Origin of the sequence: Promicromonospora sp. NPDC060204, from assembly GCF_042728455.1 — a bacterium.
In the GTDB taxonomy this organism is placed as follows: Bacteria; Actinomycetota; Actinomycetes; order Actinomycetales; family Cellulomonadaceae; genus Promicromonospora.
Window position 1 is genome coordinate 1 of the sequence record NZ_JBHWZO010000165.1, and the last position, 13,778, is coordinate 13,778.

Sequence of the window (13,778 nt, forward strand, 5' to 3'; positions counted from 1 at the left end):
CCCGGGCACGGTGTGATCGTGCCCGGGCGCCGTCGTCGGTTCCGGCGCTCAGTCGTCCGGCATGCTGCGGCGGTCCCCCACCTGCCCGGCTGCGAGCGGGAACGCGAGCGAGCCGGCGGCGACCCACCACTCCAGCACGTCGTAGGCGAGCCGGCCGGCGGCGACGGACGGGTCGCCGTCGGACAGCCGGGCGGCCTCGTCCGGGGAGCACGCGAAGATCGACATCCCGCGGTACGACGGGTCGCTGCGGAGGTCGAACGGCCCGTTCACCACGAGCACGCCCCTGCGTCGCAGGTCGGCCCGGTAGGCGAGGTGGCGCGCCTGGAGGTCGGTCAGGGCGTCGTCCGTGATGCCGGGGGCGTCGGGCGGACGCCGCAGGACCACGACCGTGTACACGTCGAAGGCGTCGGGGACGTCGGGGTCGCTCGCCATTCCCTCAGGCTACTGAGGCCCAGCGCTCCCGGCCTCCGGCGGAGCCCAGTCCCCACCGCACGCCCCGGACGGCGACCGCCCCGGCGGGTCCGCCCAGGGTCCGGCTGAACCAGGTCTCGACGTCCAGGTCGGCGCGCGCCCAGCCGGGCAGCAGCGCCACGGAGCCGGCGGCGAGCAGGCGGTAGGGCGCGCGGGCGACCCAGGGCAGCGGCGGTTCGCGCAGCAGGAAGTGCGCGGTGTCGAGCGCCTCGGGCGTGGCGACGAGCTCGGCGCGGTAGGACCGCAGGCACTCGGCCAGCTCGGCGACGGACTCCGGGACCACCTCGGCCCCGAGCGCGCGGGCCACCCGGCCGGACTGGGCCACGTACTCGTCCGCCTCCGCAGGGCTGAGGGGTTGCTCGCCGTAGCGCTGGTGGGCGGCCAGGAACGAGTCGGCCTCGGCCACGTGCACCCAGGTGAGCAGGTGCGGGTCGCTCGCGCGGTAGGGGCGCCCGTCGGGTGCCCGGCCCCGCACGCGGTCGTGCACCGCGCGCACGCGGTCGACCATCTCCTGGGCGTGCTCGGCGGTCGCGAACGTGGTGGTCGCCAGGAACGTGGAGGTGCGGGCCAGCCGCCCCCACGGGTCGCCGCGGTAGCCGGAGTGGCCGGCCACCCCCGCCATCGCGAGCGGGTGCAGCGACTGGAGCAGGAGCGCCCGGAGCCCGCCCGCGAACGTCGCCGAGTCGGCGTGCACCTGGCGGATCGGGCTGCCGGGCGCGAACCAGCGCGGCCCGGGCGTGAGGTGGATGCGGTCGCGCGCCTCGAACCCGTGGGGCCCGGCCACCTTCGTGAAGAGGGCGTTCCCCACCCGGGCACGCAGGCGTTCGACGGGACTCGTGACGACGGGCATGCCGCCAGTATCCGCCCGCCCGGCCCGCGGCCGGCCACGCGGTGCGGCGTCAGCCCGCCGCGAGGTGCGGCATCAGGTCCAGGCGCTCCAGGATCACGCCCTCGCGCAGCGCCCAGGGGCAGATCTCCAGCTCCGGCAGGTCGAACACGTCCATGCATGCCTCGGCGACCAACGCGCCGGGCACGATCTGGTGGGCCCGGCTCGGCGAGACGCCGGGCAGCGCGGCCAGGTCGGCGGGTGCGGTCCGGACCAGCTCGTCCATCCGTGCGCGCAGGTCGTCGAGGCGCAGGGTCCTCGGCACGAGCGGGCCGTCCCCCGCGGGCGCGGCGCCGCAGATCCGGGCGAGCGACCGGAACGTCTTCGAGGTCGCGGCCGCGCGGTCGGGGCGGCCGGAGCGCAGCAGGTCGCCGGCGTTGCGCGCGATGTCGGCGCGCAGGTCCCGGCGCAGGGCGCGCAGCGCATCGTCGTCCGGCCCGGCGCCGTCGGGCGCAGCGGCGAAGTGCGTGCGGGCCAGGCGCGCCGCCCCGAGCGGGAGCGACCACGCGGCGTCGGGCGCCTCGTCGGCGCCGCCGGCGATCTCCAGGGAGCCGCCGCCGATGTCGAAGACGGCAAGCCGCCCGGCCGACCAGCCGAACCACCGGCGCACCGCGAGGAACGTGAGCCGGGCCTCGTCCGCGCCGCTGAGCACCTCCAGGAGCACGCCGGTGCGCTCCTGCACGGCCGCGAGCACCGCCTCGGCGTTCACCGACTCACGCACGGCGGACGTCGCGAACGCCAGCGTCTCCGCGCAGCCCCGGTCCTCCGCGACGCGCACGGCCTGCGCCGTGAACTCCACGAGGGCCTCCACACCTGCCGGGCCGACGGCGCCGGCGTCGTCCAGGTGCTCCGCGAGCCGCAGCGGCTCCTTGTACGACGACGCGGGCAGCGGCGCGGCGCCCCCGTGGGCGTCGACCACCAGCAGGTGACCCGTGTTGGAACCGATGTCGAGGACGCCCAGACGCATGGACCGAACGCTACCCGGCGGTGCCCGCCGGAGGGTCGGCGGTCCAGCGGTCCGCGAGCGCCTCCGCGCCGCGGGCGAGGAGGGCGACGTCGGCGCCGACGAGCACGAACGACGCGCCGTCGTCGAGGTAGGCCTGGGCGACGGCGGGGTCGAAGGCATTGACGCCGACGGGCTTGCCCGCGCTGCGCACGGCCTCGAACGTGCGGTGCACCGCGGCGGTGACGGCGGGGTGGGTCTGCTGCCCGAGCACGCCCATGGACGCGGCCAGGTCGGACGGGCCGACGAACACGCCGTCCACCCCGTCGACGCCGGCGATCAGTGCCGCGTTCTCGACGCCCTCGACCGACTCGACCTGCACGAACAGGGAGACGTGTCGGTCGGCGTCGGCGAGGTAGTTCTCGACGCGGTTCCAGCGGGCGCCCCGGGACAGGGCGCTGCCGACGCCGCGGACGCCGCGGGGCGGGTAGCGCACGGCCCGCACCACGTCGTGGGCCTGCTCGGCGGTGTCGACCATGGGCACCAGCACGTTCTGCGCGCCCAGGTCGAGGAGCTGCTTGAGCACCACGGGGTCGCCCGACGGCGCCCGCACCACCGGGGTGACGGGATACGGGGCGACCGCCTGGAGCAGGGCCGTGGTGGTCTCCAGGCCGATCGGCGAGTGCTCGCCGTCGATCAAGAGCCAGTCCAGGCCGCCGCCCGCGCAGATCTCGGCGACCACGGGGCTGCCGGAGCACACCCACATGCCGGCCAGCGGCCGGCCGGCGGCCTCGATGCGGTCCCGGAACGTGGGCGGGAGGGTCAGACGAATCGGCACGAGACGGTCCCCAGCTCTCGGTAGTCGGCCAGCACGGTGTCCCCCGGCTCCACCCACATCGGCCGCGTGAACGACCCGGCCAGGATGATCTCCCCGGGCTCCAGCACGTCGCCGTGCCGGGCGAGCTTGTTGGCGAGCCAGGCGACGCCGGCCGCGGGGTGGTTCAGCACGGCGGCGGCGACGCCCGACTCCTCGATGACCTCGTTGCGGTACAGCAGAGCGGCGACCCAGCGCAGGTCGGTCTCCCCGACCTTCACGGGGTTGCCGCCGTAGACCATGCCGCCCATCGCGGCGTTGTCGCTGATGGTGTCGACGATGGTGCGGCCGGCCAGCGCGATGCGCGAGGAGAGGATCTCCAGCGCGGGCACCACGTACTCGGTAGCGCGCAGCACGTCGAACACCGTGGCGTCCGGCCCGGCCACGCGCTGGTTCAGCACGAACGCGAGCTCCACCTCGACCCGCACGTTCGAGAACCGGGAGTGCTCGATGACCGAACCGTTCTCGAACACCATGTCGGCGAAGATCGCGCCGTAGTCCGGCTCGGTGATGCCGGTGGCCGCCTGCATGACCTTGGAGGTGAGCCCGATCTTGCGGCCCACCGGGCGGCGTCCGGCCTCGATGCCCCGCCGCCGCCAGGTGTTCTGCACGGCGTAGGAGTCCTCGATGGTCATGCCGGGGTACCGCGCCGTCAGGAGCGGCACGGTGGCGCGGTCGGCGTCGGCGCGCGCCAGCTCGTCGGCGATCGCGGTGACCGTCGCGTCGTCGAGCGTGCGGCCGTCGTCGGCCCCGCTCGCCTCCTGCCCGGTCACAGCTGGTGCCCCAGCTTGTACTCGCCCTGCTTCCAGGACGGCAGCACGTCGGCGTCGTCCTGGGCGCGGGAGGCGTCCTCCGGGCGCGTGTAGGAGAACCCGTCCGCGCCGATGGTCACGGCCATCTCGGAGGTGTCGGTGCGGGCGACGACGGGCTGCGGGTTGCCGTCCAGGTCCAGCACGGGCGACGCCTCGGTGTACCAGGAGGGCACCACGGGGTTGCCCCACCAGTCGCGGCGCTGGTTGTCGTGCACGTCCCAGGTGACCACGGGGTTGTCGGGGTCGCCCGTCCAGTAGTCCTGCGTGTAGATCTCCACGCGGTGCCCGTCCGGGTCGCGCAGGTACAGGTAGAACGCGTTGGACACGCCGTGCCGCCCCGGCCCGCGCTCGATGCGGTCGCTCAGGCGCAGGGCGCCGAGCTTGTCGCAGATCGCGATGATGTTGTGCTTCTCGTGGGTGGCGAAGGCGACGTGGTGCATGCGCGGGCCGTCGCCGCCGGTCATTGCGGTGTCGTGCACCGTGGGCTTGCGGCGCAGCCAGGCGGCGTAGGTGGTGCCCTCGGCGTCCTGGATGTCCTCGGTGACGCGGAAGCCGAGGTCCTCCATGAACTTCACCGCGCGCGGCACGTCGGGGGTGACCTGGTTGAAGTGGTCCAGCCGGACCAGCGCGCCGGGGGTGTGCAGGTCGTAGCGCCACGCGAGCCGCTCGACGTGCTGCACGTCGTAGAAGAACTCGTACGGGAACCCGAGCGGGTCGATCACGCGCACCGAGTCGCCGATGCCGCGGGTGAAGCCCTCCGGGGCGCGCCGCGCCTCGCAGCCGAGCTCCGTGTAGAACGCGACGGCCCGGTCCAGCTCCTCCGGGCTGCGCACCCGGTAGGAGAAGGCGGCGACGGCGGCCACCGGCCCCTGGCGAAGCACCAGGTTGTGGTGGATGAACTCCTCGATCGAACGGAGGTAGACGGCGTCGTTGTCCTCCTCGGTGACCACCAGGCCGAGCACGTCCACGTAGAAGTTCCGGGAGGCGGCCAGGTCGGTGACGACGAGCTCCATGTACGCGCACCGCAGGATGTCGGGCGGGGGCGCCACAGGGGTAGGGATTGGGTGAGGCATCGCGTCAGGCTCCCTTGCCGAACGTGGGGTGGTGCGCCGCGCCGAGCGTGACGTGCACGGCCTGCTGGTGCGTGTAGAAGTCGATCGAGCGGTAGCCGCCCTCGTGCCCGAGGCCGGAGGCCTTGACCCCGCCGAACGGCGTGCGCAGGTCGCGCACGTTGTTCGAGTTGAGCCACACCATGCCCGCCTCGATCGCCTGGCTGAAGGTGTGCGCACGCCGCAGGTCGTTGGTCCACACGTACGCGGCCAGCCCGTACCGCACGCCGTTGGCCAGCGCGAGCGCCTCCTCGTCGGTGTCGAACGGCGTGATCGCGACGACCGGGCCGAAGATCTCCTCCTGGAAGATCCGGGCAGACGGCGGCACGTCCGCGAAGACGGTGGGCGCCACGTAGTTGCCGGTCTCCAGGCCTGCCGGGCGTCCACCGCCCGCCACGAGGCGGCCCTCGCCCTTGCCGACCTCCACGTAGCCCATCACCTTGGCGAAGTGCTCGGGGTGCACCAGCGCGCCCACCTCGGTGGCCGGGTCCTGCGGGTCGCCCACCACCACGCGCTTCGCCTGGTCGGCGTACCGCTCGACGAACTCGTCGTAGACCGCGCGCTCCACGAGGATGCGGCTGCCCGCGGTGCAGCGCTCGCCGTTCAGGGAGAAGACGCCGAAGATCGTCGCGTCGATCGCGGCGTCCAGGTCGGCGTCGGCGAAGACGACGGCGGGCGACTTGCCGCCCAGCTCCATCGACAGGCCCTTGAGGTACGGCGCGGCGTTGGCGAAGATCGTCTCGCCCGTGCGGCTCTCCCCCGTGAACGAGATCAGGGGCACGTCCGGGTGCTTGACCAGCGCGTCGCCCGCCTCCTCGCCCAGGCCGTTGACCAGGTTGAACACGCCCGGCGGCAGCCCCGCCTCCTCGAAGATGCCCGCCCACAGCGACGCCGACAGGGGCGTGAACTCGGCGGGCTTGAGCACCACCGTGTTGCCGGTGGCCAGCGCGGGCCCGAGCTTCCAGGACTCCAGCATGAACGGCGTGTTCCACGGCGTGATGAGGCCCGCGACGCCGATCGGCTTGCGGTTGACGTAGTTGAGCTGGCGGCCGGGCACCTTGAAGGCGTCGTCCGCCTGGGCCACGACCAGGTCGGCGAAGAACCGGAAGTTCTCCGCGGCCCGCCGGGCCTGGCCCAGCGCCTGCGTGATGGGCAGGCCGGAGTCGAAGCTCTCCAGCTCGGCCAGCCGCGCGTCGCGGGACTCGACGAGGTCGGCGATCCGGTGCAGCACCCGCGAGCGCTCGCGCGGCAGCATCCGGGGCCACGGCCCGTCGGTGAACGCGGCGCGCGCGGCGGCGACGGCGCGGTCGACGTCGGCCGCCTGGCCCGCCGCCGCGCGCACGTAGACCTCGTTGGACACCGGGTCGAGCACGTCGAACGTGCCGCCGTCGAGCGAGTCGACGAGCTGGCCGCCGATGTAGTGCTGGATGCGGCCCGGCAGGTCGGCGGGCACGTGGCGGGTGGGCTGGTCGGTCACGGTGCCTCCGAGGTTGTTCGGGAGTCGAGGAAGGCCTGCATGGTGGCCCAGCGGTGGTCGCGCGCGGCGATCTCGATCTCGAGCGGGTCCGCCTGGTCGCGGATGAGGTCGAGGATGTGGGCGTGCTCGGCCACGGAGTCGTGCGCCCGGCCGGGCACGAACGCGAACGTGGAGTCGCGCAGCCCGGAGAGCTGGGCCCAGCCGCGGTGCACCATGTCGAGCAGCAGCGCGTTGGGGCACGACTCGAACAGCACCGAGTGGAACTGCCGGTTCAGGGCCGTGAACGCGTGCGGGTCGAAGTGGTCCAGCAGCGAGCGCAGCCGGTCGTTCACCTCGGCGGCCCGGTCGAGGTCCGCGGCCGAGATCGCGGGGGCCGAGAGGCCGGTCGCGGCGCCCTCGACCACGCCGAGGGCCTGCATGGCCTCGACGTACCCGCGCTCGTCGATCATCGCGACCCGCGCGCCGACGTTCCGCTCGAACGTCACCAGACCTTCGGCCTCCAGGCGCCGGATGGCCTCGCGCACGGGGACGACGCTCATGTCGAGCTCGTCGGCGATGCTGCGCAGCACGAGCCGGTAGCCCGGGCCGAGGTCGCGGCGGCCGATCCGGTCGCGCAGGTAGGTGTAGGCGACCTGGGACTTGCTGATCTCGCCGGCGAACGCGGCCTCCACGGCCGAGCCGGCCCCGCCGTCGAGCGTCATCGGGCGGCCCGCCATTCCTCGTACCGCGCCCGCCAGGTGGCGTCCGGCGGGAACAGCCCGTCGATCGGGTGCCCCGCGGCGACCTGCTGCGCCACCCAGGCGTCCTGCTCCTCCTGGGCGACGGTCGCCGCGGCGACCTCGGCGACGAGGTGCGGCGGGATGACGACGACGCCGTCCGCGTCGCCCACCACGACGTCGCCGGGCAGCACGGTGGCGCCGCCGCAGGCCACGGCGACGTCGGTGTCCCAGGGCACGTGCCGACGGCCGAGCACCGCGGGGTGCGGGCCCCGGCTGAAGACGGGCAGCCCCGTGGCGGCGACGGCGTCGACGTCACGCACGCCGCCGTCGGTGACCACGCCGGCGGCCCCGCGCACCTGGGCGCGCAGCGCGAGGACGTCGCCGAGCGTGGCCGAGCCGGTCTCGCCGCGCGCCTCGATGACGATCACCTCGCCGGGGCCGACGGTGTCGAAGGTGCGCTTCTGCGCGTTGTACCCGCCGCCGTGGGACGCGAACAGGTCCTCGCGGTTGGGTACGAAGCGCAGGGTGCGGGCGCGGCCCACGATCGTGGCGCCCGGGACGTTGGGCCGCACGCCCTCGATGATCACGTTGTCCAGGCCGCGCCGGCGGAGCTGGGCGGAGAGCCCGGCGACGGGCGCCCGGCGCAGCAGGTCGAGCAGCTCGTCGGTGAGCACGAACGGGTCGGGCTCGGGATCCAGCCCCGCCGCCTCGCGGCTGCCCCAGGCGTCGGCCCGCTGGGCGTCGTCGACCTTCGGGCCCGCGCCGACGTCGGTGAACGGCACCTCGCCCTGCACCACCGTGGTGACCAGGCGGCCGGACGTCGGGGCGCCGGGCGCCGTCGGGGCGTCGACCTCGACCTCGACCACGTCGCCGGGCACCACGACGCTCGACCCGGCGGGCGTGCCCGTCAGGATCACGTCGCCCCGCTCCAGCGTGAGGTGCTGGGACAGGTCGGCCACGATCTGCGCGAACGGGAACAGCAGCGCGTCCGGGCCGGTCGTGTCGTCCTGCACCAGGTCCCCGTTGACCCAGGCGCGCAGCCGCAGCGCCGCAGGATCCACCAGCCGCGCGTCGATCAACCCGGGCCCGAGCGGCGTGTACCCGTCGCGGCCCTTGGAGCGCACGTTGGAGCCCTTGTCGGCCCAGCGCAGGTCGTAGACGCCCAGGTCGTTCGAGGCGGTCACCGCGGCGACGTGCCCCCACGCGTCCTCGACGGTCACGTGCCGGGCGGGCTCGCCGATCACCAGCGCGACCTCGCCCTCGAAGGCGAGCAGCTCGGTGCCCGCGGGCCGCTCCACGACGCCGCCCGTCGCGGCGAGCGAGCTGGCCGGCTTGAGGAAGTACGAGGGGGCGGCGGGCCGCCGTCCGCGCTGGTCGGCGCGGGAGGCGTACGCGAGGTGGACGGCGACGATCTTGCCCGGCCGGCGGTCGAGCGGGCCGTCCTGTGCTTCGGTACCCATGAGCTCCCTTGCTCCCTGGTGCTTCGTATCACAGATCGTATATGGTCTGAACGGGCCCGGCAACGTCGCCGACCACGGGCAGAACGGACGAACGATGCAGTTCCACCACCACGGCTACGTGACCGGAGACCCGCACGTGCAGCCGGCCGCCGGGTACGGGATCGACCGGCCCGCCGAGCTGCCGGACGAGGTCGACGTGCTGATCGTCGGCAGCGGGCCCGCGGGCATGATCGCGGCGGCGCAGCTCGCGCAGTTCCCGGGCATCCGCACGCACGTCGTGGAGCGGCGGGCCGGGCGCCTGGAGATGGGCCAGGCCGACGGCATCCAGGCGCGCAGCGTCGAGACCTTCCAGGCGTTCGGGTTCGCCGAGCGGATCACGGCCGAGGCCTACCGCATCACGGAGATGGCGTTCTGGAAGCCGGACCCCGCGGACCCGCGCAACATCGCGCGCGCCGCCGTGCCGCCCGACGACCCCGACGGGATCAGCGAGTTCCCGCACCTGATCGTCAACCAGGCGCGGGTGCTCGACTACTTCGCCGAGGTGGCGGCCCGCGCGCCCGCGCGCGTGACCCCCGACCACGGCCTGGAGGTCACCGGCCTCACCGTCCCCGAGGCCGCCGGCGAGCCCGTCACCGTCACCCTGCGGCACACCGCCGGGCCGCACGAGGGCAGCAACCGCACCGTGCGCGCCCGGTACGTGATCGGCGCCGACGGCGCGCACTCCGCCGTCCGGCAGGCCATCGGCCGCAAGCCCGTGGGCGACCGGGCCAACCACGCCTGGGGCGTGATGGACGTGCTGGCCGTCACCGACTTCCCGGACGTGCGCACCAAGTGCGCCATCCAGTCGCACGACGGCGGGTCCATCCTGCTCATCCCCCGCGAGGGCGGCTTCCTGGCCCGCTGGTACGTCGACCTCGGCGACGTACCGCCGGGCGAGGGCGCCCGCGTCCGCGCCACCACGCTGGACGAGATCATCGCCCGCGCCAACCGCATCCTGCACCCCTACACCCTGGACGTGAAGGACGTGCCCTGGCACAGCGTCTACGAGGTGGGCCACCGCGTCACCGACGGGTTCGACGACGTGCCCGCCGACCAGGCGAGCACGCGCACCCCGCGGGTGTTCCTGACCGGCGACGCCTGCCACACGCACAGCGCCAAGGCCGGGCAGGGCATGAACGTGTCCATGCAGGACGGGTGGAACATCGCCTGGAAGCTGGCGCACGTGCTCACCGGCCGGGCCCCCGAGGCGTTGCTTGCCACGTACTCGGCAGAACGCCAGGTCGTGGCCCAGGAGCTCATCGACTTCGACCGGGAATGGTCCCGCCTGATGGCGACCCGGCCCGAGGACCTGCCCGACCCGACGTACCTCGAGGACTTCTACGTCAAGACGGCCGAGTTCCCGTGCGGGTTCATGACGCAGTACCAGCCGTCCATGATCGTGGCCGACGCCGCGCACCAGGCGCTCGCCACGGGCTTCCCGGTCGGCAAGCGGTTCAAGTCGGCCCCCGTCGAGCGTGTCGCCGAGGGCAACCCCGCGCACCTGGGCCACCACGCCCGCGCCGACGGGCGGTGGCGCGTCTACGCGTTCGCCGACGCCGCCGCGCCCGGTGAGCCCTCGGCCCTACGGGACTGGGCGCACTGGCTGGGCACCGCGCCGGACTCGCCCCTGCTGCGGCACACCCCGGCCGACGGCGACCCGGACGCCGTGCTCGACGTCAAGGTGGTCTACCAGCAGGACCACTTCGCCGTGGAGTTCGCCGACGTGCCCGAGGTGTTCCGGCCGAAGGTCGGCCCGTTCGCCCTGGTCGACCACGAGAAGGTCTACGCGACCGACCCGAGCCACGACATCTTCGAGCTGCGCGGCATCGACCGCGGCGGCGCCGTCGTCGTGGTGCGCCCGGACCAGTACGTGGCCGCCGTCCTGCCGCTGACCGCGCGCGACGAGCTCGGCACATTCCTCGCCGGGGCACTGCTGCCAAGTAAATCCTGCGGGTGAATTCGTCGTTCAATAGTCGGAAAAATCAAGATTTGCTTTCTTTACAGGTCGATTTCCGGTAGGCATGCGGTCGCCGCGACTTTCCCGTGGCCTTCTGCCCCTGCCGTCGCGCGACCCCGGTCGACGGCCTGATCTGGGAGAAAGCATGAGAACACCGTCACCCCGTGCCTTGCGGTGCACGATGGCCGCGATACCCGTCCTCGCACTCACCGTCGCCGGGCTCGCCGCGACCGGAGGAACGACCACCGCGTCGGCCACCGGCAGCGGCGCGCCCACCATCGAGAGCTCCGAGCACTACATCAACTACGCGGACGTCGCCGCACAGCCCGAGATCGACGACGACGTCGAGATCAGGGCCGACGGCAGCACCGTCGTCCACCGGGCCAGGGGGAAGAACGGGGTCGGGGTGGACGCCTCCGTCCAGGCCGCCTCGGACGAGATCGACAAGAAGTTCGCCGGCGGCAACCCCACGGCGGCACGCAAGCTGGCGGAGCTCGAGAACGAGGCCGTCGTCACCGGCTCCAGCCCCAGGCACATCAAGCACTCGCGCTACAAGCGTGCTCCGCAGACCCAGGAGGCCAAGCTCCTGACGATCCTGGTCGAGTTCGACGAGAACGCGAACGACGACTTCACCGACCAGATGGTGCCCACCTACTGGGGCTCCTCGGAGTGCATGCCGGGCAACGTCCAGAACGGGCCGCTGCACAACAACATCCCGGACCCGGCCGACGCCTCGCAGCCGGACAACAACTCGATGTGGGTCGCGGACTTCTCGTCCCAGCACTTCAACAAGATGCTCTTCACCGACCGGGGCATCACCCAGCGGGTCCGCACCGACCTCAGGGGGCCGGACGGCAGGCGGGGCATCGACATCTCCGGCTACACCATGAAGAACATGTACGAGGAGATGTCGCGAGGCGCCTACACCGTCTCCGGTGAGGCCACGCCGTGGGTCAAGGTGCCGCACTCCGAGGCGTACTACGGCGCCCAGCGCTGCTTCCTCAACGACGAGGGCGAGTGGGAGGCCGGCGCGTACCAGTCCATGAACGGCCACCCCGACAACCCGCTCGGGGCGGGCCAGCTCCCCATCGACGCCGTGGCGGCGCTCGCCGAGCTGCAGCCCGACTTCCCGTGGGCCGACTACGACATCGAGGACCAGTCCGACCGCGACGACGACGGCAACGTCTACGAGCCGGACGGCGTGATCGACCACGTCGTCCTCGTCCACGCGGGTGAGGACAAGTCGGGCGGCGGTGGCGAGCAGGGCACCTACGCCATCTGGGCCCACTCGTCGGCCGTCGCGGGCGGCGCCGACATCCCGGGCACCGATCTGAAGCTCTCCAACTACATCGTGCAGCCGGAGGACTCCGGCGTCGGCGTGTTCGCCCACGAGTACGGCCACGACCTGGGCCTGCCCGACCTGTACGACACGGGCAGCGGCGGCGACTCCGACGTCGACTTCTGGGACCTGATGAGCTCCGGCTCGCACTCGGGCCCCATCTTCCAGTCGATGCCCACGCACATGGGCATCTGGGACAAGTGGGTGCTGGGCTGGGTGGACCCGGTCGAGGTGAACCCGGGAGACCGCCGGACCACGGTCAAGGTGGGCCAGGCCTCCCGCCCGCTGAAGGGCACCGAGGACGGCGTCAAGATCAACCTGCCGGACAAGGAGATCACGCTGGGCACGCCGCACAGCGGCGAGAACATGTGGTATTCCGGCGCCGACCAGGACTGGGCCGACGCGCGGCTCTCCCGCACCGTCGAGGTCCCGGACGACGCCACGTTCTCCTTCTGGGCCGACTACGTGATCGAGGCCGACTGGGACTACGGCTACGTCGAGGTCTCCACCGACGGTGGCGACACCTGGGCGGAGCAAAAGGTCTACGACGACGCGGGCGCCGAGGTCACCACCCCGGACGGGTACGCGGACCCGAACGGCCGCATGGCCGACTTCGGCGACAAGCGGTACGGCCTGACCGGCACCAGCGAGGGCTGGGCGCATCTCAACGTGGACCTGTCCGCTTTCGCCGGGACCACGGTCGACGTCCGCCTGCGGTACGCCACGGACGCGGCCTTCCAGGAGCGCGGCTGGTTCTCCGACGACTTCGAGCTCACGAGCGGTGACACGGTCGTGTGGAGCGACGACGTCGAGACGACCGACCCGGGCTGGACCGCCGAGGCGACGACGTTCGTCGACACCACCGGTGCCGGCTGGCAGACCACGTCCGGCTCGTCGGTCCAGGCGCAGTACTACCTGGTCGAGTGGCGCAACCTGGACGGCTTCGACAAGGGCCTGAAGTACGCGTACGACTCCACGTACGCGGCGCCGCAGACCGACGCGTGGAAGGTCGAGAAGGTCGCGTACAACGCGCCCGGCATGCTCGTCTGGTACCGGGACACCACGTACGGCAACGCCAACCTGGTGCTGAGCAACCTCTCCGCGCTCCCGAGCGCGGGGCCGAAGGGCGGCCTGCTGCTGGTGGACAGCCACTTCGACCCGCTGCGCCGCGACGACTCGGCCACGCCGGACACCTCCGCGCTGAAGAACGTCCCGTCCCGCGCGCAGTCGTCGAACGTAGCGTTCGGCCTCAAGCCGACGTACCCGTTCACCGAGTGCATCACGGGCACGGACACCACCAAGGAGTTCTGCACGAAGTTCCGGGCCCAGGCGCCGGTGCGCACGTTCACCGACGACGCCGGCTGGTACCCCGGCCTCGAGCTGAACGACAACGGCAACCTGTACTACCGCGACAACGACGCGTCGGCAGTCGTGCCGTCCGTCGACAACTCGCCCTACACGGTGCGGATGGTCGACGAACGCGGACAGCTCCTGCCGGAGCTGTTCGGGCAGGACTTCGGCATCGGCGCCGTCACGGGCACCGGGGACCCGGAGGACGACGGCGTCGGCTACGGCACCGTGATCCACCTCAAGAAGGCCTTCAAGGACAACACCTCGGCCCTCATCCAGATCACCCCGCCGCTCTCGGGGCGGTGACTACCGCCGGCCTGAGCCGGTGACCCCGACACGGGG

11 protein-coding genes are annotated in these 13,778 nt (G+C 72.9%); 2 read left to right on the forward strand and 9 right to left on the reverse strand.

The window, feature by feature from the left end; translation table 11 throughout:
* Positions 1–48: 48 nt before the first annotated feature.
* Genes ACFWEJ_RS19415 through ACFWEJ_RS19455 form a run of 9 tightly spaced genes read right to left on the reverse strand, consistent with a single transcriptional unit; the run spans position 49 to position 8,751 of the window.
* A complete protein-coding gene (locus ACFWEJ_RS19415; RefSeq protein WP_377230835.1) occupies positions 49–432 on the reverse strand; it encodes a YciI family protein in 384 nt (127 codons plus the stop codon).
* Between the two features lie 4 nt (positions 433–436).
* Complete coding sequence (locus tag ACFWEJ_RS19420; protein ID WP_377230836.1) at positions 437–1,321, reverse strand: oxygenase MpaB family protein; 885 nt, start codon at positions 1,319–1,321, stop codon at positions 437–439.
* A gap of 49 nt (positions 1,322–1,370) precedes the next feature.
* Positions 1,371–2,324, reverse strand: a complete 954-nt coding sequence (locus ACFWEJ_RS19425; protein ID WP_377230837.1) for a Ppx/GppA family phosphatase — start codon at positions 2,322–2,324, stop codon at positions 1,371–1,373.
* Positions 2,325–2,334: 10 nt separating this feature from the next.
* Complete coding sequence (locus ACFWEJ_RS19430; RefSeq protein ID WP_377230838.1) at positions 2,335–3,138, reverse strand: HpcH/HpaI aldolase/citrate lyase family protein; 804 nt, start codon at positions 3,136–3,138, stop codon at positions 2,335–2,337.
* Complete coding sequence (gene hpaH, locus ACFWEJ_RS19435) at positions 3,123–3,947, reverse strand: 2-oxo-hept-4-ene-1,7-dioate hydratase (RefSeq protein WP_377230839.1); 825 nt, start codon at positions 3,945–3,947, stop codon at positions 3,123–3,125. The genes ACFWEJ_RS19430 and hpaH overlap by 16 nt, the downstream gene beginning before the upstream one ends.
* Positions 3,944–5,059, reverse strand: coding sequence for a 3,4-dihydroxyphenylacetate 2,3-dioxygenase (hpaD, locus tag ACFWEJ_RS19440; RefSeq protein WP_377230840.1), 1,116 nt, complete (start codon positions 5,057–5,059; stop codon positions 3,944–3,946). The genes hpaH and hpaD overlap by 4 nt, the downstream gene beginning before the upstream one ends.
* 4 nt (positions 5,060–5,063) lie before the next feature.
* Positions 5,064–6,572 carry a 5-carboxymethyl-2-hydroxymuconate semialdehyde dehydrogenase gene (gene hpaE, locus ACFWEJ_RS19445; RefSeq protein WP_377230841.1) on the reverse strand — a complete coding sequence of 503 codons (1,509 nt, stop codon included), beginning with the start codon at positions 6,570–6,572 and terminating at the stop codon, positions 5,064–5,066.
* The gene (locus ACFWEJ_RS19450; protein WP_377230842.1) at positions 6,569–7,273 is read right to left on the reverse strand and encodes a GntR family transcriptional regulator; all 705 of its coding nucleotides are present in this window, start codon (positions 7,271–7,273) and stop codon (positions 6,569–6,571) included. The genes hpaE and ACFWEJ_RS19450 overlap by 4 nt, the downstream gene beginning before the upstream one ends.
* Positions 7,270–8,751 carry a fumarylacetoacetate hydrolase family protein gene (locus ACFWEJ_RS19455; RefSeq protein ID WP_377230843.1) on the reverse strand — a complete coding sequence of 494 codons (1,482 nt, stop codon included), beginning with the start codon at positions 8,749–8,751 and terminating at the stop codon, positions 7,270–7,272. The genes ACFWEJ_RS19450 and ACFWEJ_RS19455 overlap by 4 nt, the downstream gene beginning before the upstream one ends.
* 94 nt (positions 8,752–8,845) lie before the next feature.
* Here ACFWEJ_RS19455 and ACFWEJ_RS19460 point away from each other — a divergent pair, with 94 nt between their 5' ends.
* Both ACFWEJ_RS19460 and ACFWEJ_RS19465 read left to right on the forward strand, forming a co-directional pair.
* A complete protein-coding gene (locus ACFWEJ_RS19460) occupies positions 8,846–10,747 on the forward strand; it encodes an FAD-binding monooxygenase (protein WP_377230844.1) in 1,902 nt (633 codons plus the stop codon).
* Positions 10,748–10,928: 181 nt separating this feature from the next.
* Positions 10,929–13,742: an immune inhibitor A domain-containing protein gene (locus ACFWEJ_RS19465; RefSeq protein WP_377230845.1), complete on the forward strand. Its 2,814-nt coding sequence runs from the start codon at positions 10,929–10,931 to the stop codon at positions 13,740–13,742.
* Positions 13,743–13,778: the final 36 nt, after the last annotated feature.

Excerpts from the sequence above, each read along its gene's own strand:
- ACFWEJ_RS19415 (WP_377230835.1), bottom strand. The coding sequence starts at position 432 with ATGGCGAGCGACCCCGACGTCCCCGACGCCTTCGACGTGTACACGGTC.
- ACFWEJ_RS19420 (WP_377230836.1), bottom strand. The coding sequence starts at position 1,321 with ATGCCCGTCGTCACGAGTCCCGTCGAACGCCTGCGTGCCCGGGTGGGG.
- ACFWEJ_RS19425 (WP_377230837.1), bottom strand. The coding sequence starts at position 2,324 with ATGCGTCTGGGCGTCCTCGACATCGGTTCCAACACGGGTCACCTGCTG.
- hpaD (WP_377230840.1), bottom strand. The coding sequence starts at position 5,059 with ATGCCTCACCCAATCCCTACCCCTGTGGCGCCCCCGCCCGACATCCTG.
- ACFWEJ_RS19450 (WP_377230842.1), bottom strand. The coding sequence starts at position 7,273 with ATGACGCTCGACGGCGGGGCCGGCTCGGCCGTGGAGGCCGCGTTCGCC.
- ACFWEJ_RS19455 (WP_377230843.1), bottom strand. The coding sequence starts at position 8,751 with ATGGGTACCGAAGCACAGGACGGCCCGCTCGACCGCCGGCCGGGCAAG.
- ACFWEJ_RS19460 (WP_377230844.1), top strand. The coding sequence starts at position 8,846 with ATGCAGTTCCACCACCACGGCTACGTGACCGGAGACCCGCACGTGCAG.
- ACFWEJ_RS19465 (WP_377230845.1), top strand. The coding sequence starts at position 10,929 with ATGGCCGCGATACCCGTCCTCGCACTCACCGTCGCCGGGCTCGCCGCG.